The organism is Methylocystis sp. Sn-Cys (assembly GCF_016745395.1).
GTDB classification, from domain to species: Bacteria; Pseudomonadota; Alphaproteobacteria; order Rhizobiales; family Beijerinckiaceae; genus Methylocystis; species Methylocystis iwaonis.
On record NZ_JAERVJ010000007.1, the window covers coordinates 114622 to 135210 of the forward strand.

Sequence of the window (20589 nt, forward strand, 5' to 3'; positions counted from 1 at the left end):
ATTTCTGATCGGGCCTTCGGCCGGCCGGGAATCCCCGTGCTTGCGCGCATAATCCGGATTCAAAAATGCTGTAAAAGAGAGTCATTGCTTTTAGTATCGGAGGTTGTCATGGCGGTTTTCAAGCTTCCCCTCTCGGGCGACGTGCCTGTCAACGTCGCGCCCTTTTTGAATCCCTTCGGGATTGTCGGCAGCAATTTTTCCTTCATGAATATTGATCTTGGCCAATCCAGCGCGCCGCAGGTCGAGCAACAGGTGCTCAAAGACGTAGGCAGCTACGGCAAGCAACTCGGGCGCGTCGGCGACGCCCTGCGCGTGCTCGTCGAACAGCTCGACGAGAGGGAGTTGTCGAAGAAGGATAAGAAGGCCATCCGCGCCTTTCTCGCTATGCTCGATGAAATCGACGACATCAAGCGCGCGCAAGGCCGCGCGCCGGCGCCGAATGGCGAGGCGCCATGACCGCTCCCTCCTGCCCTCCTCGCGATATGATCACGCCCGCGCTCTCGCCCCGCGCCGGCGCGCCGCCGGTCGAGTGGCGCATAAGCGACGGCCTCGTCGGCTATGAAGAGGCCCTCGCCTTCATGGAGGACCGCGTAGCCGCGATCGCGCGCGGCGCGGCGCCCGAATGCGTCTGGCTGCTCGAGCATCCGCCGATCTACACGGCCGGAACCTCGGCCAAGGACAGCGACCTTCTCGACGCGCGCTTCCCCGTCCACCGCACGGGCCGCGGCGGGCAATTCACCTATCACGGCCCCGGTCAGCGGATCGCCTATGTGATGCTCGACCTCACGCAAAGGCGCCGTGACATCCGCGCCTTTGTCTGTGCGCTCGAATCCTGGCTCATCGCCACGCTCGCGGATTTCGGCGTCGCCGGCGAACGCCGCGAGGCGCGCGTCGGCGTCTGGGTGAAGCGGCCCGACAAAGCGCCCGGACCGAATGGCGAAATGGCCGAAGACAAAATCGCCGCCATCGGCGTGCGCCTGCGCCAATGGGTGAGCTTTCACGGCATTGCGCTCAATGTCGCGCCCGACCTCTCGCACTTCTCCGGCATTGCGCCTTGCGGGGTGCGGGAACGCCATCTGGCCGTCACGAGCCTGAAAGACTTGGGCGCGCCCGCCACTATCGCCGACGTCGACGCGGCGCTGCGGCGCCATTTCGAGGCGATCTTCGGCTGACCTGCTCTTATACGAAATCTGCTTGACTGGTTCGGTGTCATTCCCGACGCTCGCAAAGCGAGCGATCGGGAATCCAGAGCAAAACCGGCGCTTTTTGGCTCTGGATTCCCGGTCGGGCTTTCAGCCCGCCGGGAATGACACGTCCCCCAATTGTCTAAACGGTCTCGCCCACTGTGAAGCCCGTGCCGTCGCCAAGCTCTGCGAAGTCCGCCTCCGCCTCGCGCAAGCTCTCGACCCGCGCGAGAAGGGGTCCGCGCCGCGCCGCTGTGATCAAGGCCGCGACTTTCTCCTCCGGGCCGGCGGCGAGAGCCTCCACTGAACCATCCCGGCAATTGCGCGCCCAGCCAACCAGCCCAAGCGCATTGGCCTGCCGAATGAGAAAGGCGCGGAAGCCGACGCCCTGCACGCGGCCGGTCACGAAGAAACGGACGACGCGGCGGCTCATGTGTTCGGAACCGCGACATTGTCGATGAGCCGGGTGGCGCCGAGCCGCGCGGCGGCGAGGATGCGCATCGGCCCGTCGAGGCGGCGCGCAACGCGCGCAAGCGTATCGGCGTGGCGCGCCTCGACATAGTCGATATCGAAGCCCGCGCCCACGATCGCCTCGTGGGCCTCGCCCATCACATGCCCGACGACCTCGCCCTCTCCAATGCGGCGCGCCGCCTCGGAGAGGGCGCGATAGAGCCGCGGCGCGCGGGCGCGATCCTCCGCCGAGAGATAGATGTTGCGCGACGACATCGCGAGCCCGTCGGGATCGCGCAGCGTCGGCCCCGCCAGGATGCGGGTCGCAATGTCGAGATCGCGCGCCAAATGGCGAATGACGAGAAGCTGCTGATAATCCTTCTCGCCGAAAACCGCGACATCCGCCTGCGCCTGATTGAGCAGCTTGGCGACGACCGTGGCCACGCCCGCAAAATGGGTGGGGCGGAAGCGGTCCTCGAGGTCGGCCTTGGCCGGGCCTTCGAGCGTCACCGTCGTGCAAAAGCCTTCCGGATACATCTCCTCGACCGCCGGCGCGAAGACGAGATCGGCGGAGACGCTTGCGAGCTTCTCGCAATCGGCCGCCAGCGTGCGCGGGTAGCGCGAGAAATCCTCAGTGGGTCCGAACTGCGTGGGATTGACGAAGATTGTCGTGATGACGCGATCCGCGTGGCGGCGCGCCTCCTCGACGAGCGAGAGGTGACCGGCGTGCAGCGCGCCCATGGTCGGCACAAGGCCAATGCGCTCGCCCGCCGCACGGCGCGCGCGCACGAAGGCGCGCATGTCCTCGACAGTATGGACGACAGGAACCTCATAGCTCATCCGCGCAGGCCTTTCGTTTGTTCCGCCGGCATAAGATGGAGCTTGCCAGAGCATGTCAATACACGCCAAAGCGCGTGCGCACGCTCCTGTAATTCTTGGTTTTCAGACGACTTGACGCAAAATCGCGCGCCCCTTGGCGACACTTCCGGGCCGCCCCTTTTAGCGAGCGCTAAACAACTCGGGACAAAGAGAGCGCTGGAGGGTATTCGCAGGTGCACAGCGCCCTATATGGCGGGAATGCCCAAGCGACCATACGAAGATGAGGCCACGCGTCTTGCGAAAGCCAGACGCCAGTTGAGAGCCAAAATGGTTCAGTCTGGCATGCTGCCAGGCCTCTTCGTGAAAGGGACCAAGACGCTGCGTCCCGAGATCAAGGCGCTCATAGACAAGGCAGTCGCGGAAAAAGCCCGCGAAAAGTGAACGTGACCGCCAAAGACCGACCCGCTCTGCTCAGACTGGAGGGCCGAGATGTCCCTCGAACGGCTCGACACGGAAACCTTGCGCGAGGCGCAGGGGTTTTCGTTCTCCATGCGCATCACCGGAACACATGAGAATGTGCGGGTGTTCGTCGCCGACGACGCGCTCGATGACGGCATGGCGCGCGGCATTGCCGAGCTGCGCTCGCAGTTCGATAAAGACAAGCAAGGGTTCGAAGATATTGCCAGCGCCCGACATTCGCACGGGAGAGTGGCGGCGAATGGCACCGTCACGATTACGGCGGCCGACCTTTTCGGGATCATCGACTAGACTTTTAGGCCTCGCCCGAGGAGCGGGATCGAAAACCCATCTGTCCGCGCAGGCGGCGGATCGGCTACGATTGTTTATTCGTTCGCGAGACGTTATCATCCACCCATCGATAACGAACGGCCTGACGACTCGGCCCTGTTCCTCCGGGAACTGCTGATGATCACCCTCCAGACATCGATCGACCCGGCCCCGCGCATGCGGGCCTTTCTCCGTGCTTGGAGAGAAGAATGGCAACTGGAACCGTAAAGTGGTTTAACGCCCAAAAGGGCTTTGGCTTTATTCAGCCTGACGAGGGCGGGCCGGACGTTTTCGTCCACATCAGCGCCGTCGAACGCGCGGGCATGAACGACCTCCGCGAAGGCCAGAAGATCAGCTATGAGATCGTGGCGGACCGCCGCTCGGGCAAGTCGTCCGCCGATCAGCTCAAGCCGGCCTGACGGGCGCTGACCCCGAACAAGATCGAGGGCCGCCGTCGCAACGGCGGCTCTTTTTGTTTTTGCTGGACGCAAAAAAGCAGGGTGCGACTGGGCGTTCGAGCCGCCTGCAGCAAGCGCGGCGGGCGCGCGGGCGCTTTCTACGTAGTTTCCCTAATTGAGCGTCACCATGAGCGGCGCCAGCATCTGGCGGTAGCGGCGATAAGCCGCAATTTGACCCGCGTGACCGCGATGCGTCTTGTTCTCGTCGAGTGGGCCTCCGACAGAGTCCTTGGAGACACGGCGGATTTTGCCAAAGATTCGGCCGAATGGGCCGATTGCGCTTTTCGTGAAATTGCCCTCGAGCAACTCGCCGTCGTCGCCGCACGGCTCTTCGACGAGAGTCGGGGACGGCGAGGGTGGCGCTACCAGTTCGCCTGTTTCGGTCGGAAAGAAAACACGACATACGAGATTTTCACGGTGAACGAAGAAGAGGAGGAGGCGATCTTCCGTCCTGACGCCTCTTCGATCATGCAAGCCGTCATCACCCGCTGCGCCTATGCCGGCTTTGTCCGCCGAAAGCCGCCAGAGCCGCGAATAGCCACCTTGCCGAATACGAAAGCAGCATAGCGCGGGCCCCGCCCCCGATATAACGGTTTGACGCGCAGCGCGCTGCGAGATGATTTGCCCTCGCGGAGTCAACAGGCTCGGAGGAGTTATCCAAAGAATAAGTAAATTTACGCAATTGAAAGCCGGCGCCAAAGTGCGGCAATCTGCCGCAGAGCTGGTTGGGCAAGGATTGCAAGATGCTGAATGTTCAAAAGATTACGCTCGCGACACGCCCGCACGCCGGCGAGACGATCCTTGCGGCCGCGCCATCCGCCAGGAGCCGCGTGCTGCTCTCGTCTTATCTGCTCAACCTCTGGCGTGGGCCCGACGCCGTGCGCGACATGATCGTCGCCGATTTCTGCGCGGCGACCGATTTGGGGGCGTCGGCGCAGGCGGCCGACCTCTTGCTGGTTCTGCGCCAGTTTCTCGAAGACTGGCCCGAGGCCGGCCTTGTTCCATGCGCCTGCCTGCGCCAGTGGTGAAAGCGCGGCGGCGTTTCAGCGGCCTTTCTTCTGCTCCGCGGCGAGATAAGTCAGATAAGCGATATGCGCGGCGGGCAGCTCCAGCGCCTGCGCCGCCGCGATAATGTCGGCAAGATAGCCCGGCCAGGCCGACGCGCCGGCCGCGCCCGGCGGCGGGGCGGCGCCGATATAGACGAGCGCCGGGGACGCGCCGAAGGGCTCGCGCAGAACCGGGATGATTTTCTTGGCGTAGAGCCCCTGCCCCACCTGCTCGTAGCGGTCGAGCGCCGCGACGTCCGAGGGCGGTACGTCCCACAGCGCGCCATGGACGGCGGCGCGCGCATCGGGAACGACGCTGGCGAAGCCCGAGGGCAGAATCACGAAACGCCAGCGCGCGAGCCGCGCCCGCCCCAGAAGCCGCGAACGGGGGCAGCGCCGCGCCATAGCGGCGGCGTCCATATTGGAGCCATAGGCAAAATGCAGCGGCACAGTCGATCTCTTCCTTTGCCCTCTCGCGCAACGGCGCCGCCGTGCTATATCACGCGCCGGGGAAGGGTGGCCGAGTGGTTTAAGGCAGCGGTCTTGAAAACCGCCGTGGGGGCAACTCCACCGTGGGTTCGAATCCCACCTCTTCCGCCAAAAGCGCTTTCGCAGTCCTTCGCCATCCCCCGCCAACATGCTGCTAAACCAAGATTATAGTCGTTCCCCTTGATCGCCGCCATTCGCCTTCCTACGTCATAAACCGCGTCCCGAAACGTGGGTAGATGCGTGGGTAGCCCAAGGCCAAGCTCTCGGCTGTGAGGGTGGGGGATATGGCGAAGCGTGGAATAAACCGGCTGACGGCGCGCACCGTTGCGACGGCGGGCGTCGGCTATCACTGCGACGGCGACAGCCTCTACCTGCAGGTGACGCAAGGGGGCGACGGCAGCCTGAACCGCTCGTGGCTCGTCCGCTACGCCACGGGCGAGATTAAAATGAGCGCCTCCGGCAAGTCACGCCGGGCGGAGCGGCAAATGGGCCTCGGTCCCTACCCACGTGTCTCCCTAAAGGAAGCCCGAGAGAAGGCCCAGGAGGCGCTGAGGCTGACTGCTTCGGGGCAGGACCCAGTTGAGGCCAAGCGCGCGTCCAAGTCCTCTGCGGCCCTCGCTAACGCCAAGGCCATGTCCTTCGCAGAATGCGCCGAGGCCTACATCCGCTCGCACGAGCACGGCTGGCGCAATGATAAGCACAGGGCGCAGTCGCGCAACACGCTTGCAACCTACGCCCATCCTGCCATCGGTCCCCTGCCCGTCGCGGGCATAGATGTAGGGCTCGTCCTCAAAGTCCTGGAGCCAATTTGGGTGAGTAAGCCTGAGACGGCGAGCCGCCTGCGGGGGCGTATTGAGGCCATCCTCGACTGGGCGAGGGCGAGAGGTTTTCGAGAGGGCGAGAACCCCGCGCGATGGCGTGGCCACTTAGACAAGCTGCTGCCCGCTCGCTCGAAGATCAGACGCGTAGAGCACCATGCGGCGCTGCCCTACTCCGCAATTCCATCGTTCATGGGGGAGTTGCACGAGCGAGACGCAACGGCGGCTCGGGCCTTGGAGTTCACGATCCTAACGGCGGCGCGGACCGGAGAGGTCATCGGCGTGACTTGGGATGAAATCGACCTTCGGGAAAGGGTCTGGACTATACCCGCCTCGCGGATGAAGGGCGGGCGCCAGCATCGCGTCCCTTTATCGGACGCGGCAATCACCATTCTTGAGACGCAGGCGCAGCGGCGGGAGGGCAAGTTCGTATTCTCGGGCGGCAATGGGCGAGCGCTGAGCAATATGGCGCTCTTAATGTTGCTTCGGCGGATGGGCCTCGACGTTACTGCGCACGGCTTTAGGTCCAGCTTCCGAGACTGGGCGGGCGATTGCACGCATTTTCCACGGGAGGTCATAGAAGCGGCGCTGGCGCATGTGGTCGAGAGCAAGGTCGAGGCGGCCTACAGACGCAGCGACGCTATAGAGAAAAGGCGGAAATTGATGGACGCCTGGGCTCGTTTCTGTGTGGAGGAAACGCAGACCGGTGAGCAGTCTCTGTGAAAACGACGGACCCTCAGGCAAAGCAAACGGTGGGCGCATCATTCCACAAGGACGAGCGGTGACGGAATGGGTAAGTCGTTTAATCGCCCCCGGGCCAAGACGCCTGATAACACTCAACTTGCGAAAGCGCTTCGCTTACTGGAGTTGCCCACCCCAGTTGTGCCGCTCGATGCTGCTAGACCAAACGAACCACTGCCTCGGTTGGAAGATGACCCTTGCGCATATGCGAGGCTCTCCGCTGAGTACGACGAGCTAAAAGCGTTCGTTAAACGACGACTTGCCGCCATCGCCGACGGGAGGGCGCGGCTTCGCGCCAGACCGAGCGATTGCGGCTCGCTCTGCCTACCCTTTTTCGAGCCGTTCTTCAAAGCGCGCCAGAAGAAACAAAATTTTGTCGCAACCGGGCCCGCAAAGCGCAAACAAGCCGGCAACGTGACGCGCCGCCGCATCATCGAGGAGTGGGAAAAGGCTTCGGGCAGACCCTCGCGTGACCGCGCAAGCCTCGTCGCCAAAAGGCTCGAAGTATCGCCACGTCATGTCCGGCGCGTCATTCGCGAAGAAATAGAAAAACGGACCAACTCGCTCGAATAGGTCCCTTTCACCGCTGATCTCCCTGTCATCCACCAAACGAAGGACAGGGAGAATGAACAACCCGAAATTAAGAAACGCCTCCCCCCTTGTCGTTAGCCCGCGCGACGCATGCGTCATGCTCGACATCGGCCCCACCAAGCTGTGGGCGCTCATCAACTCGGGTGAGGTCGAGAGCTACCTGGACGGCTCGCGCCGCAAAATCATCGTCGCGTCGATCCAGCGTTACGTTGAGCGCCTTCGCGCTCAGGTGGCTGCTGTTGACGCTCTTCCCAAGAAGACGGTGGGGTCGCTTCGGTTCAACCGCAAACTTGGGGGCAATTAACTGTGAGCCTCCGAGTTTTGCCTGCTTTGGATTTGCAGGTCTCAAACTTCAAATGTCGCCCGAGAGGCACGGCGGTTTGCGATTTTGACCTGCACATCGGCGCTATCGGCCTGGTTACCCGTGGCTGCGTGTTGCATTTCCAGAGCCATTATTGGGTCCAGCTGCCCGCCGCGGAATACATCGACGGTGCGGGAAACCGGCAATTCCGCCACGTCCTCACCTTCGAAGACGAAAGCGCAAAACGCCGGTTTAAGGAGGAGGCGACAAGGGCGGCGCTTCGCGCGATGGAGGCTGCGCATGAATAGCGCCGCCCTTCGCTTCTTGTCTGAGCTGGACCCACCCGCCAGCGCTTTCACTTTCCAGACCTTCGATGACAAGAAGCGGAAGGTGGAGGTCGTTGACCGCGACGGAAAGAAACGGCAAATCAAACGTCTGGCGCGGGTCATCAGCGGCCCACTCACCGACGCGCTTTCCGACCTCGATGACCTCGCGCGAGAAGGTGCGGGCGTCTATGTCTGCGTTAATGAAACCGACCTGCAGGGTCGCAAAAACGAGAACATTCTCCGCGTCAGGGCGCTCTTCGTCGATCTTGACCACGCGCCCTTGGGGAATTTGGCGAGGCTGCCGCTGCAGCCCTCTTGCATCCTCAACTCGAGCCCTGGTCGCTGGCAGGCGTTCTGGTGGGTCGAGGGCGTGCCGCTCGACAAATTCACCAACTTGCAGCTTCGCCTCGCGCGGCTTTTTGACGGCGATAAGGCTGTCGCCGACCTGCCGCACGTCATGCGCGTGCCCGGCTTCGCGCATCAAAAGCGCGAGCCTTTCACGGTCACTGCGCGCTATCCGTCGCGGCGAGTAATGAGGAGCTGCGATGAGTTTGTTTCGGCGCTTGCGAGCGCCGAGCGGCGCATGAACCTGTCGCCTTTTCTCCACGGGCCGGGCGGCGGCAAGACGAAAAAGAACGGTTGCGGCATCTCGGCGCGCGCGTTGGCGAGCGCCTATGAGCCCACTTATGGCGCGCGCATCGCGGATCGCTGCCCCCAAGTGCGCGCTTTTCGTGAGAGCCGCGGCGATGTTGACGAGCCCATATGGAGCGCCTGCATCTGGCTACTGAAGCATTGCGAAGACGGGGAAAAACTCTCGCATGTGTGGAGCGCGGGCCACCGCTATGACGAGGCGGGGGTCGATGATCGTCTCGAACGCGCGGTAGGGCCGACAACGTGTGCGCATTTCGGGCGCGTCAACCCCAAGCTTTGCAGAGGGTGCTCCTATCAGGGGCAGATCAAAAGCCCGATCAGTCTCGGGCGTCTGTCGCGCGCGCCCAGGGGCGCTTACCCGCAGGCGATCGTGGCGCAACGGCTTTCCAAAATAGCTCGGCTTTCGGCGATTGTGAGGCGGTAATGCTGGATGAGAAGGGCTTTGCTGATCTTGCCGACGAGCGCCACGCTGACAATGATGGCGGCGCGCCCGAGGAAGAGCGCCGCTTCATCTCCCAATATCCGTACAGTATGGGCAGTGACGGGCTCTATGTCGAGGTGATTGCCGGCCCGGCGGGAAAAAAGCAACCGAAGGAGCTATTCGTCAGCGCGCCGTTCGAAATTCTCGGGCGTTGCCGTGATCCGCACGGCGACAACTGGGGCGCTCTCATCCGTTGGTATGACGACGACGGCAAAGCGCACACTCGCCATGTCGCCGACGAAGCAATCCATCGCGACAGAAACGCGCTCTGCGCTGAATTGGCCCGCGAAGGCTTGCGCATCCATATCGACCAGCACGCCGCCTTCGTCGGCTACCTGAACGCAATCCGCGTCAAGAAGCGGATTACCATCGTGCGCCGGACCGGCTGGCATGAGATTGCGGGGCGCCATGTCTTCGTCCTGCCCGACGAGACAATCGGGAACACCGACGAGGACCTGTTCCCCGGAACATGTGCGGGAACATCTCAAAGCCCCGGAGGAACAGCGGAACAGGTGGAACAGGTCGAAACTGCGGAGGTCGGCGACAAGAAGAGTTTCGAGCGCATCGTCCTCGACGGGCCGGCGATCGGCCCATACGAGGCGCGCGGCACGTTGGAGGAATGGAAGGCCGGCGTCGGCAAGTTGATGCAAGGACACGCGCTCGCGGTGTTCGCTACGAGCGCCGCATTCGCGGGTCCGCTGCTTCACCTGGTCGGTGAGGGGGACGGCGGCATCCATCTGCTTGGGCCTTCTTCCATCGGCAAAAGCGCGATCGAGAACGGCCTGGCCTCCGTGTGGGGCAAGGGGGATACGCGGGGCGGCTTTGTGCGGACATGGCGCGCAACCCCGAATGGCCTTGAGGGCGTCGCTGAGGCGGCGACAGACACTTGCCTTGTCCTTGACGAGCTTGGGGTCGGCGACCCGCGCGAGGTGGGGCAGATTGTCTACCAAATCTCGAATGGCCAGGGGAAAGCTCGGGCGTCCCGTGACGGCTCGGCCCGGAAGACGAAAGATTGGAGGGTTTTCGTCATCTCTTCCGGCGAAATTTCGATCGAAGAAAAAATCAAGGAAGACCGGACCCGTAAGCCGCGCGCTGGGCAACTGGTGCGTTTTCTGGATATTCCCGCGGATCAAGGAAAAGGCTTTGGCGTCTTCGACCATGGGGGCGCTGACGACAACGCCGCGCAGATCGCCGACGCGCTGAAGCGCGCCGCAGTGATGCATTACGGCACCGCCGGTCCAGAGTTCGTCCGGCAGATCATTCGCCGAGGGGTCGAGACCGTCGCAGCCACGGCGCGACGCTTTCTCGATGATTTCTGTCGTCGGCAGACCCCCAAGGGGGCGGATGGGCAGGTGGGGCGCGCCGTCAAAATCTTCGGACTGGCCGCCGCTGCGGGAGAGCTCGCCACTGACTTTCAGGTGACGCCCTGGAGGAGAGGCGAGGCCACGAAGGCCGCGGAGCGCGCGTTAGGAAAGTGGCTGGAGCGGCGGGGTGGATCCTCCTCCTATGAGGAGCGCCAATACATTGAGACGCTCCGACGCTTCTTGGAGGCTCATGGGGCGAGCAAATTCGAGCGGCACCCTAAGCAGGACCATTACACTGCTGTCGATTGCTTTGGGTGGGTGGAGAGCAAGGGGGAAGTGGACGACAAAGGCCAGTTTAGGAAGGATCAGGACGGGAACGAAATCAAGCAGACAACATGGTTCATTCCCTCCGAGAGCTGGAAGCGCATCTTCGAAGGCCTTGATACTTCCGAAGCGGCGAAGTCCCTGGCCAGGATGGGGGTTGTCAAGCGCGGCAGCGACGCCATCCAGGTGTCGAAGAGCTTGGGGGGCAAAAAGAGGCGGGTATACGAGGTGAGCGACAAGATCTTCGACGATTAGTCGGGAGCTAGAAAATATGGCCTGTTCCACCTGTTCCGTTGTTCTTCCGGGCGTTTCGCCTGTTCCGGACCCTGTTCCCAGAACAGGGGGCCTTGGCCCCGCGCGCGACTGTCCTGCGATTTTCCTGTGCGCCCCTCTCAGAGCCTGAAGTTGGATTGCGAGCGATGATCAAGTCTCACCGCGATGAGTTGATAGTCGCGCTGCTCCGCGCGGGCGTGCGCCTCAACGCGCGCTTCGGCGACCCACGGCGCTCCCCCAACGCCGAGCAGGACCTTCCCGGCTGGCGTCGGGACAAGGGCGACGGCGAGTTTGAATGGTGGATCTTGCCGTCGCACTGGCGCGTGATTTTTGAGCCCGACGTTGACGCGATCGACGCCGCCCAAACTATCGAGGCCCTTGGCCTCCTGCGGCGGCAGGACGACGGCAATCTCCAGGCCGTAGTCAAGGTCAACGGGAAAACAACGCGCGTTTACGCGATCAAGGGCAAGGCGTTGGCTGAATGGCGGCCTACCCCCCAGAGTTACGGCGGTTACGGCATAGCTGCAGCGCAACCATTGGGAGCACTAGTGGGAAGTTCCACTACGCCAGCTGATCCTGCCCACCCCGCAAACCTCTCCGCCCTGCTTGAGCACGGCGTCGCTCTCGCCCTTCAAAAAGGCATGGAGGTCTTGGGCATGTCGCTCGCCCCTGCCGACCGCCAGTTCGCCGCTTTGCTGCGCTCCCAAACGGCGTTCGCAGGCCATCTGATCAACGCCCAGGTTAGGGTAGACGAGACGCGGATGCGGCAGAAGAAAGCCGATAACATCGAGCGCCTGATCAGCCTGCTGGAGGAGGAGCGGCAGAGACAGCGGGAACTTGGCTATTAGCCCATCAGCTTCAGTGCTGGAGGAGCCCGCTTGGTGTCCGAAAATCAAAACCGGGGTGCACTCCATACGGGTTGCCCTTCCGTGCCTTGACAATGCAAACTTGCTGAATGCTCGTTCCTCTGGGCGCTCTAATAAGAGCCGGCGCCCTAGCTCGCGTTCCCCCTCCTTTTTTATAAGGGCTCTTTTCGCCGACCGCTAAGATTGGTAACTGCGGGAGCAAATGTCGGGAAACCGTCTCCAAAGTTGTAGGAATTCTACCGGTCTGGTTCGAAACATGAATGGCATTGACTTATTTGCGGGCGCTGGCGGGCTATCTGCCGGTGCCCGACTTGCAGGACTTGACGTCGTGCACGCTGTCGAAAAGGATCCCGACGCAGCTGCCGCGTACAAGTTAAATTTCCCCGAGGCAACAGTTCACAGAGTCGACATTCGTAGTCTTACGGACGAAGATATATCTAGCATGAAGTGCGATGTCATATTGGCTGGCCCACCCTGCCAATCATTTTCGACATCAAATCAGAGGACGAGGCATGATAGCAATCCTCTGAACGATTTTATTTTCGAACCCGTTAGGTTTGTTCAATTATTAAACCCGGAGTTCGTTGTCATTGAAAACGTGCATGGCTTATCCATAGGAACCAGAAGGCGCTACTTAAATTTATTGCTAGAAAAGTTAAAACAGTGCAGCTACAATACGCAGGTATGCATTATATCTGGCGCAGATGTTGGCCTGCCACAAAACAGAAATAGAGTATTTATTATTGGGTCAAAGAAATATCTGCCAAATATAAACATCGGCTTCCGCGATGGTCAGCCGACTGTTTATGATGCAATTCACGATCTGCCGATACTACATAATGGCGCATCCGTAGATGTACTTCCATACACGATGCCGCCGAAGACTAAGTATGCAGAAACACTTAGGGATAGACTCAGTTGTTGCACTGGTCATCTCGTATCTGCAAACGCAAGCCACATAATTGCGCGCTACGCCTATATCCCCCAAGGGGGGAACTGGAGAGACATCCCGGCGAGCATGATGGGGACCTACAAGGATAGGCAGCGATGCCATACCGGGATCTACCATCGCCTTCGCTTCGACGAGCCAGCCAAAGTTATAGGTAATTTCCGCAAAAACATGCTAGTCCATCCAACCCAATCACGGGGGCTTTCCATCAGAGAGGCCGCGAGGCTTCAGTCTTTCGATGACCGGCATCAATTTGCCGGGTCAATTGGAAAGCGACAGCAGCAGGTTGGAAACGCTGTGCCGCCGATAATGGCGGCCGCGCTCCTGAGTCAAATATTAGGTTGAGGCTAGAAATGACCGCCGGGAACAATTACCTTCTTACGTTAATAGAGGGCACGGAATACGAAGCTCCTTACAACGAGCTGAGTGCTAAGTTTTCTTCGAAGATACATCCGAACGTCGTCGAATTGGGGAATGGTTTAGATCGCATTTTTCTAACTGACCACGGTCCAGAGCACATAAAGTGGGTGATTAAGCAGGCCGCAGAGCTCTGTTCACAGGGAAAAATTACTATGTCGGCATACGAGGCCTACATAGTGCTGATCGCCGCCCATCTCCACGATGTAGGCAATGCCCTCGGACGTCGAGGGCACACCACGAGAATAGATGAGATTTTCCAGCTAATTTATGGGCCGCTAGGATTTAACAAGTTCGATGCAAACTTCGCTGAAGAAATAGCATCCACCCACGGCGGAAATATCAAAGGCTCAAAGGATACGCTATCAACATTAGATGCCGATAGTACGTTTTTTGGGAAACCAGTGAAACCGCAATTGTTAGCCGCAATAATCAGGCTTGGAGATGAGCTCTCCGAAGCGCCATATAGGGCAAACCACCTTGCCATAGAAGCAGGAAAGCTTCCGACGGGTTCTGAGGCTTACCACATTTACGCCTATGGGCTTCATACAACGCAAATAGAAGCAGAGACAAGATCTATAAGGTTAGCGTTTTGGCTTAATGAAAAGTACTTTATGGGACCGCTAGAAAAAGATGAAGGAAGTGTATATTTGCTGGATTATATCTTCGATAGAACCGTGAAGACCTTTGATGAAGCTGTGTATTGCACAAAATACATGAGAGGCGCACTTTTTTTCGATAAGGTGCATGTTGAGGTAGCGGCTTATGACGATCGCACAAAACGCCGCATCAAAAAGGTTGCCTATACGTTGCGGCAACACGGTTTCCCGTCGCGCTCGCAGGGGCACGCAGATATCTACGAACTGGCCCCAGAGCTGAAAAATTATGAGGGACATGGTAAGCTGACAGGAGAAACGCTTGCAAAGGGGCTGAGCGAAGAGGCGGCTCGATGATCCGAAAGAGCGAACTTGAGGCCGTCCGAGGCAATCCGTTTACGGTCCTTTCCCCCGAAGGTCTGGTGGCAGAAGACGTTATTGAATTGTTTGTAAAGGAAGTGCCCGGCGTCGATGCGATCCAAGGGCACGGCCATACAATCCTTGTGGGCTCCCGAGGATCGGGAAAGACAATGATCCTTCGATACCTTGAGCCTGATTGTCAACGGCTATGGAACACACAAGAAGGTAAGCCGCGTGGATTGTCGGAGATTCCATTCTATGCCGCTTATCTTACTATAAAGCACACAGATCTGAACTATCCCCAGCTTGAGGTTTCTGAAGGCTCCCACGAACATCTCGTAGTGAATGAACACTTTCTTGCTCTGTCCATAATACTAAAGGTTATTTCTAGAGCATTACGCAATAAGATTTTTGACGACATAGAGCTCGGCATAGGAGAAAGTAGAGCCGCGACACTGAGGCGAATTATTTCTCGAGTTTCAACATCAGAACCAGATTTTTCTAAGATTGAAAGCAGGATGACGCCGAAGGAAGCATTTAATGCTCTAAGCAACGTTTTTGAAGAGGTTTTTGATGCTTCTGCAGACTACCTTTTTTCCGTCGGTCAAAGCAAAGATCTCACGAGCTATAAGGGGGCTATCCTTCGTTTCTCAAATTCGCTGTATCCTTTGATTGAGTGGTGGAGGGATCTACCAGGGATGCCGTCGTCAGGTAAGTTTTTTTTGCTTGTTGACGATGCTGATCGGCTTACAAATGTTCAAACACAGATACTTAACTCCTGGATATCTCGGCGTGTCCCGGATGTCAGCTTAAAGGTCGCCTCTGAGATTTATGAGTACAAGACATTTTCCACAATTGGGAGCGGGCGCATCGAGTCTCCGCATGATTATTCGGAAATAAATCTAACAGATGTGTATGCCTTTAGTAGAACGGAATTTTATCGGAACAGGCTAAAAAATATGGTCGAGCGCAGGTTAAATTCCAAAGCAGACGGTAAAAAAAAGATAAGCGCCTTGGATTTTTTTCCTGAAGACCTCAAGCAGGAGGTGGAAATCAGGAAAATTGCTTCGCAATATAAGCAAAGGAGTAATGTGGGCGGTACTGCACGTCCTAGGGATGATGCCTATCGATATTCACGTCCGGACTACATGACGAGCCTCGGCGGAGCGCGAAAGCAGCGAAGCACCTATAGCTACAGTGGCTTTAATCAATTGGTAAATATCTCTTCCGGGGTACCAAGGCATTTTTTAGAGTGCGCGTATAAAATGTATGATCGGCAAAGCGGTAACAACGGCCTTGACAAGGCTGTTGAGAGCATATCCCCAACGGTTCAGGATGCGGTTGTTCGCGAGGCGGCTGAGTCGATTTTCCTTAAGGAAGTAGACTCTCTAAAATATGAGAAAATCTCACCAACGTCGAGTCCGCGCCACGCTCTCTATCTTCACAATTTGTTAAAATGCCTCGGGGCGTTATTCGAATCCATCCTGATGGATAAGCGGCTTAAAGAAAGGAGAGTTTTCTCGATTGCGCTTTCTGACGAGTTGGATAAGGACACGTCGGCCGTTTTTCGGATGGGCGTAAAAAGCGGTTATTTTATTAGGTCGACGATTGGGCGTAAGGAAGGAGTTGGCCGGACAGAGTTATACGTACTGACTCGACGGTTAGCGCCCTACTTTAATTTAGATCCGAATGGTTTTTCTGCTTACAAATTCATCCAGAACCAGCAGATAAGGTCTATGATGCTGCTGCCCGACGCGTATCTCAAAGATCTTCGGATCAAAGCCCGTATTGGGCAAACTCAGCAGGCAGATCTGTTTCTTTTCAAGGACGAAGACGATGAGTAAAGCGAGCGTCTTTAAAATTGGCAAGGAAGCGCTTATTGAACAGCTTGGCCACGATCCCGCTGTTTTTGTGGGTTGGTCGGGGTTTGAAGAGAGATCTGTAACTTCCTTGCGTGCACTGGCCTCTATGGAAACGATAGAGGTCATCCAATTGTATAGCGAGCCTTTCGATTACGAGGCCGTCGGCTTCCAAACGGAATATGAAAAGCTTGCGGGACACCGACTTAGCTCATCGATTGGAATCAGCCGTCAAGATCAATATCAGATCCAGTCGGCCTTTAGGGATGCCTACAGAATCGCTCTAAAGAATCAGAGGGGTTTAATTGTAGATATTAGTGCGATGCCTAGGGATGTAGTTATTATTGGTGTTGATACCATTATCGAAGAGTGGTTGTCTTGTAAAATAAAAGTGAAGATCGTGTATAATTTCGCAATTGACTACGACTGTAGGCAAAAAGACGTAAGCAAGAAATGGTTAAGTAAAGGAATAACTAGGATCGTGCCTGTCCTGGGATTTAGCGGAAAGTTGTATCCGGGCAGAGATACTACGCTGCTTGCTTTGATTGGCTTTGATCCAGATCGTTTAATGCGGATCGTGGAGAAAGCAGGGGTTCAAAGCATCGTCCTTGGGCTTGGCACCACATCTATGGCCGAACGGAAATGGCTCGAAAATGAAAGCAAGCGATTAGCCAGCGAGCTTTCGTCGAGCGTTATTGTTAACAACAGTTTCGAGTTTAACTGCGAGGACGCCGAAGGAACGGCCCGTATGATTGTTGGTGCAATCGACAACATGTCGGGGACAAACATTATTTTAGCGCCGCTAAATAATAAGATATCCACGATTGCTGCTGCGCTTGCCTGCAAGATCCGACCTGGTGTGCAAATTTGTTATGCTCCCGCGTTAATATACAATGTTGAAGGCCACTCAAAACCAAGTGATGAGTTCTGGATCGTAGATGATTTTGGAGATTTTTTTTCTAAGCTCATAAATAGTATCGATCAGGACGGCGGCAATTGATCTGTTATTTTTCAACGCTTGCACGAGACGGTCACGCGGAGCAGCTTCATTCGGCGGGTTTGTTACGACGTGTCGAAGCCCTACACATGCTCATCAATTCGAGCGGCGTCCGGTGAGACGGCTTCAAGAAACGCGTTGGTATGGACGCAAAGCCTCGCCGCTCCGAACATCAAGCGGGTGTCGAGGCTCACTGCGCCGCGTGGTGCTAGGGCAAACCATTGCGTAATTCTCGAACGGGCGACAGCCTCGTGATCGCCGCGTCGTTCTCTTTGCCCACAACATCTCGATACTCAGCGGCCGCAATTAGTTCACGTGGGTCGATCGAGCGGTAGGCGAACAGATTGACCACAATCAAACCGCCCATGCCTAAGCTCTCGGCTAGCTCCATTACCTGCTTAGGGTCGGCCAAGGCCGATGCGTCGTATCGCTCTTGCTTGGGTTTAGGTCGATCCAGCAAAGCAGCGGGCCCCTCCTCCCAGCGACGCTCGAAGCACCACCGATATTCGGGTTGCGAGTAGTGATAGGTTTCGGTCCCCCGCTCGCCCGCGACGATACACTTCACATGCGCTCCTATGTGCTCAAAAAGAGCGGCTAAAACGGAGGCTTGGGCAGGACTTAGAAAACTCTTCGGGCCGCGTGGGTGTTGGTTGCTGCTCGACGCGGCTCTCAAGAATTCGTGATGACGACCTCGGTTTACCAGAACGCTCATCGGTGCCGAATGCTGCCGCGGGGGTGTGTTTCATTACGGTTTTTAAAACCGCCGCAGTTTTCGCGTGGGCCGAGAAGATTTCCAGCAAAGTGCCCCGCGGCCCAATTATCCTGAGTTGCAGTCTGTGCGGCGCGGCCCCTCAGCGCCAGCCATGCCCATAGTAGTGATCATGCGAATATCGTTTCGCCGTTTGCTGGTTTTTATGCGCAAGATGACGACCATAGAGGCAGCCACCAATAGCGGAACGAGCCCCGCTTGCCACCCATGGCCCCCCGGCCGGGCCTACGCACCCCTCAACAGCGAGTTGTTAGACCCGTGGATGCACCGCAGGCCGACAAAAGCTAAGCCTGTCTGGCCATCCCAGCCCTCGTTCAGAACGTAGGTAGAGACGTGGGTAGACAGCAGGTATCGGGGGAAATTCCTGGTTTTATTGATGACAAGGAGGACACCTCTTCCGCCAACCTCCAATTCCGCCTTTCACAGGCGAGGCGCCGGGCGTCCGCCCGCTCAGGCCGCCGTCAACGGCGGTAAGAAGTCGTCGAACCGGTTTCTTGTCGCTCGCGACGCGACGCGGGCGGCGTCGGGAGACAGAAAAACCCGGTTCCTGCCTGCGGCCTTCGCCATGTAAAGCGCTTCATCCGCCGCGCGCATCAACGCCGCCAAACCGGCGGTCCGATCCTGCATCGCCGCAACTCCCGCGCTGACTGTCGCCAATCCATCCGCAAGGGTGGCCGCTTCCTCGGCGAAATCGCACCGAATCCGTTCTGCGGTCGATAAGCCTGTCGATGGTTCGCAGATCAGCAAGGCGGCGAATTCTTCTCCGCCGACCCGAGCCAGCACGCCGCCCGCCGCTTTTGTGTTACGCGCGGCAACATCGGCGAAGCGCCTCAGCACCCGATCGCCCTCGGCGTGTCCGAAACGGTCGTTGATCATCTTGAAGCGGTCGAGATCGAAGACGAGCAGAACCAGAGTCTCAGCTCCACGCGATTTCTCGATGGCGCGTTCCGCAGCAAGATCGAAGGCGCGCCGATTCCCCAAGCCCGTCAGCGGATCGGTCAGCGCCGCAATCTTCTGCCGCGCCGTGGCCCGCACCTTCGAAAGCGCGAGCAGCATGAAACCAAGCACGATCCCGTGGCTCATGCCTTCGGCGGCCATGAATTTCGCGATTGGCGAGTCGTAAACCGACTTCATTGGCGTATCGACGGTCACGAACTGGGCGTAGATCCCCATGAGCGCCATGAAGCAGCCATGGAACGTCGAAAGCGCCGCCGTCGCGCGCGCGATGGTCAGACGCTCCTTGTTGTAAGAGTAGAGCTCATAGGCGATCGAAAATGCATAGGCCGCGGCGATCGTCACGCGCCCATCGATGCGAATGAGAAGCGAGACGTCGGAAAAAGCCAGGATCCAGATGGCGCCGCCGGCTATCGCCGCGACTCTGCTGATCGGTTTTTCGACAAAAACCCGGATCCCCGCCCAAAGCGCGCCCACCCCCCAGAGATTGAGGGCGCCCGCGAGGACGGGAGGGATCGCGGCGAGATCGCTCGCCGCATACACCAGCAACGCGCCGCTGTTGAGGAAAAACGCCAGGGACCAGAAGCGGAACTCTCCCGCTCTGTCCTCGCGCCAGATGAAATACATGAACGCGCCCAGGAGCGCATAGATGAAGGTGTTGAAGGCAAAAAGCGTCGGTAGCAGAATGCTCATCAGACTCTCGCCAACCTTGCCGATGCACGCGCCTGCAGCCGCCGGCCACGCGAGCGCCTCCATCGCTGTTCTTCCTGGATTCGCGTTACATCACGCGACGTTTCCGCCTCGTCTGCATGACAAGGTTTGGCCGAACCTTAGCCCGCTCTCCGCTCGCAGGAATCGTGCCCGCGATGAGGAAAGCGCGCAGATTCAAAAAGCTGGAGCGCACTCATATCGCAAAAGTCCATCGACTTTTGCGCAATGCGTTCGAGCGGCCCGCGCCACTGCTCCAATTGAGAAGCTTTATACTGCAACATGTTAGCGCGCGCATATTTAATTGTTAATTTAAAGCGTCATTCGTGGTTAGTCGTTCGCAAACAAATCAGAATACGCCGGCCGCTCTCGGATTATTTGTGTCCCGCCAGCCTGGGCGCCTTTGGCAGCGCGATGACCTGCCCGGGGCGTAACCGATTGGGATCGATGTCTGGATTTGCCTGCGCAATGTCCCGCCAGCGCCCGGCGTCATGGAAGAGCTTCTTCGCGACCCCGCGCAAAGTGTCGTTGGCGACGACAGTATAGCTGCTCGGCGCGGCTTCGCCCGAGCCCATCGGCTCCCCGGCGTGGGAGCCAGCCGGTTGTTCCTTCGCGGCCTGTGCGGCCGAGGGCCCGCCGCCTGTTTCGGGCTCTGGCTTTGGGGCCTCCACGGGGCCCGTCACGGCGCCTTGCGACGCTTCCCCTCCCGCTGTTTCGATCCCGCTCTCGCCGGGCGCCCAATTATGGCTCGCTGTCACAGCGATGACAGCGACCATGGCGCTCGCCATCAGCAAGCCGGCCGCAAGCCGCCCCTTGTTCTCGCCCAGAGACTGTCTCGCTCCTTCGCGCGTCTCCGCGGCCGGCGCGCGGCGAATGAGAGGGCCGTTCTCCACTTCCGTTTTGTGAAGCGCTTCCAAATCGCGAAGCCCCAGCGGGGCGCCACGATCGTCCGTGATCTCGATCGGCGCTTCGGCGCGCGCCTGGAGGGTCTTGACCAGCTCGAGGCATTCGCTGGCGCTTGCGGGTAGATCGCGAGCTCGGTCGGCTCCATGGACAACGACATAGGCCACGA

23 protein-coding genes, 1 tRNA gene and 1 pseudogene are annotated in these 20589 nt (G+C 58.7%); 19 read left to right on the top strand and 6 right to left on the bottom strand.

All coding sequences use genetic code 11. From position 1 onward, the window contains the following. Positions 1–108 precede the first annotated feature (108 nt). Both JJT62_RS14260 and lipB read left to right on the top strand, forming a co-directional pair. A complete protein-coding gene (locus tag JJT62_RS14260) occupies positions 109–456 on the top strand; it encodes a hypothetical protein (protein WP_202073440.1) in 348 nt (115 codons plus the stop codon). Next, on the top strand, positions 453–1172 hold the full coding sequence (lipB, locus tag JJT62_RS14265; protein WP_202073441.1) for a lipoyl(octanoyl) transferase LipB: 720 nt from the start codon (positions 453–455) through the stop codon (positions 1170–1172). Before JJT62_RS14260 ends, lipB begins: the two co-directional genes overlap by 4 nt. A 154-nt stretch (positions 1173–1326) precedes the next feature. Here the strand turns inward: lipB and JJT62_RS14270 are convergent, their stop codons facing one another. Together JJT62_RS14270 and panC are read right to left on the bottom strand one after the other, a co-directional pair. Continuing rightward, on the bottom strand, positions 1327–1617 hold the full coding sequence (locus JJT62_RS14270; RefSeq protein ID WP_202073442.1) for an acylphosphatase: 291 nt from the start codon (positions 1615–1617) through the stop codon (positions 1327–1329). Further along, positions 1614–2474: a pantoate--beta-alanine ligase gene (gene panC / locus JJT62_RS14275; protein WP_202073443.1), complete on the bottom strand. Its 861-nt coding sequence runs from the start codon at positions 2472–2474 to the stop codon at positions 1614–1616. The genes JJT62_RS14270 and panC overlap by 4 nt, the downstream gene beginning before the upstream one ends. 468 nt (positions 2475–2942) lie before the next feature. Between panC and JJT62_RS14280 the strand changes: the two genes are divergently transcribed. The 4 genes from JJT62_RS14280 (at position 2943) to JJT62_RS14295 (ending at position 4725) form a co-directional block, all read left to right on the top strand. After that, on the top strand, positions 2943–3221 hold the full coding sequence (locus JJT62_RS14280; protein WP_202073444.1) for a hypothetical protein: 279 nt from the start codon (positions 2943–2945) through the stop codon (positions 3219–3221). Between the two features lie 227 nt (positions 3222–3448). Further along, the gene (locus tag JJT62_RS14285) at positions 3449–3658 is read left to right on the top strand and encodes a cold-shock protein (RefSeq protein ID WP_202073445.1); all 210 of its coding nucleotides are present in this window, start codon (positions 3449–3451) and stop codon (positions 3656–3658) included. A 210-nt stretch (positions 3659–3868) separates the two neighbouring features. Next, positions 3869–4264 carry a hypothetical protein gene (locus tag JJT62_RS14290; RefSeq protein WP_202073446.1) on the top strand — a complete coding sequence of 132 codons (396 nt, stop codon included), beginning with the start codon at positions 3869–3871 and terminating at the stop codon, positions 4262–4264. A 176-nt stretch (positions 4265–4440) separates the two neighbouring features. Beyond that, positions 4441–4725 carry a hypothetical protein gene (locus JJT62_RS14295; RefSeq protein ID WP_202073447.1) on the top strand — a complete coding sequence of 95 codons (285 nt, stop codon included), beginning with the start codon at positions 4441–4443 and terminating at the stop codon, positions 4723–4725. 15 nt (positions 4726–4740) lie between these two features. Here the strand turns inward: JJT62_RS14295 and JJT62_RS14300 are convergent, their stop codons facing one another. After that, a complete protein-coding gene (locus JJT62_RS14300) occupies positions 4741–5193 on the bottom strand; it encodes a gamma-glutamylcyclotransferase family protein (RefSeq protein WP_202073448.1) in 453 nt (150 codons plus the stop codon). 60 nt (positions 5194–5253) lie between these two features. Here JJT62_RS14300 and JJT62_RS14305 point away from each other — a divergent pair. The 13 genes and pseudogenes from JJT62_RS14305 to JJT62_RS14360 all read left to right on the top strand — a co-directional run bounded on the left by JJT62_RS14305 (position 5254) and on the right by JJT62_RS14360 (position 17089). Beyond that, positions 5254–5343: transfer RNA gene (locus JJT62_RS14305), tRNA-Ser, on the top strand. 173 nt (positions 5344–5516) lie between these two features. After that, positions 5517–6773: a site-specific integrase gene (locus JJT62_RS14310; RefSeq protein WP_202073449.1), complete on the top strand. Its 1257-nt coding sequence runs from the start codon at positions 5517–5519 to the stop codon at positions 6771–6773. Positions 6774–6839: 66 nt separating this feature from the next. After that, positions 6840–7364, top strand: a complete 525-nt coding sequence (locus JJT62_RS14315) for a hypothetical protein (protein WP_202073450.1) — start codon at positions 6840–6842, stop codon at positions 7362–7364. Between the two features lie 52 nt (positions 7365–7416). Continuing rightward, positions 7417–7686 (top strand): helix-turn-helix domain-containing protein, encoded by a 270-nt coding sequence (locus JJT62_RS14320; protein ID WP_202073451.1) that lies wholly within the window; start codon positions 7417–7419, stop codon positions 7684–7686. Positions 7687–7688: 2 nt separating this feature from the next. After that, on the top strand, positions 7689–7991 hold the full coding sequence (locus tag JJT62_RS19615) for a hypothetical protein (RefSeq protein WP_202073452.1): 303 nt from the start codon (positions 7689–7691) through the stop codon (positions 7989–7991). Further along, positions 7984–8445, top strand: a pseudogene (locus JJT62_RS19620) (DNA-primase RepB domain-containing protein); the annotation flags it as partial. The gene JJT62_RS19615 and the pseudogene JJT62_RS19620, both read left to right, overlap by 8 nt. A gap of 96 nt (positions 8446–8541) precedes the next feature. Next, positions 8542–9084: a hypothetical protein gene (locus JJT62_RS19240; RefSeq protein ID WP_246744910.1), complete on the top strand. Its 543-nt coding sequence runs from the start codon at positions 8542–8544 to the stop codon at positions 9082–9084. Next, the gene (locus JJT62_RS14335) at positions 9084–11024 is read left to right on the top strand and encodes a DUF927 domain-containing protein (RefSeq protein ID WP_202073454.1); all 1941 of its coding nucleotides are present in this window, start codon (positions 9084–9086) and stop codon (positions 11022–11024) included. Before JJT62_RS19240 ends, JJT62_RS14335 begins: the two co-directional genes overlap by 1 nt. Positions 11025–11188: 164 nt before the next feature. After that, a complete protein-coding gene (locus tag JJT62_RS14340) occupies positions 11189–11890 on the top strand; it encodes a hypothetical protein (protein WP_202073455.1) in 702 nt (233 codons plus the stop codon). 274 nt (positions 11891–12164) lie between these two features. Then, a complete protein-coding gene (locus JJT62_RS14345; RefSeq protein WP_202073456.1) occupies positions 12165–13202 on the top strand; it encodes a DNA cytosine methyltransferase in 1038 nt (345 codons plus the stop codon). Between the two features lie 8 nt (positions 13203–13210). Beyond that, positions 13211–14227, top strand: coding sequence for a hypothetical protein (locus tag JJT62_RS14350; RefSeq protein WP_202073457.1), 1017 nt, complete (start codon positions 13211–13213; stop codon positions 14225–14227). After that, entirely contained in the window at positions 14224–16074 is a 1851-nt protein-coding gene (locus JJT62_RS14355; RefSeq protein WP_202073458.1) for a hypothetical protein, read from the top strand. The genes JJT62_RS14350 and JJT62_RS14355 overlap by 4 nt, the downstream gene beginning before the upstream one ends. Beyond that, positions 16067–17089 (top strand): hypothetical protein, encoded by a 1023-nt coding sequence (locus JJT62_RS14360; RefSeq protein ID WP_202073459.1) that lies wholly within the window; start codon positions 16067–16069, stop codon positions 17087–17089. Before JJT62_RS14355 ends, JJT62_RS14360 begins: the two co-directional genes overlap by 8 nt. Before the next feature lie 205 nt (positions 17090–17294). Here the strand turns inward: JJT62_RS14360 and JJT62_RS19625 are convergent, their stop codons facing one another. The 3 genes from JJT62_RS19625 to JJT62_RS19630 form a co-directional block, all read right to left on the bottom strand. Beyond that, on the bottom strand, positions 17295–17651 hold the full coding sequence (locus JJT62_RS19625; protein WP_202073460.1) for a DUF1643 domain-containing protein: 357 nt from the start codon (positions 17649–17651) through the stop codon (positions 17295–17297). Between the two features lie 654 nt (positions 17652–18305). Next, positions 18306–19502, bottom strand: coding sequence for a diguanylate cyclase (locus tag JJT62_RS14370; protein ID WP_202073461.1), 1197 nt, complete (start codon positions 19500–19502; stop codon positions 18306–18308). A gap of 389 nt (positions 19503–19891) precedes the next feature. Next, on the bottom strand, positions 19892–20587 hold the full coding sequence (locus JJT62_RS19630) for a LysM peptidoglycan-binding domain-containing protein (RefSeq protein WP_370568562.1): 696 nt from the start codon (positions 20585–20587) through the stop codon (positions 19892–19894). Positions 20588–20589: the final 2 nt, after the last annotated feature.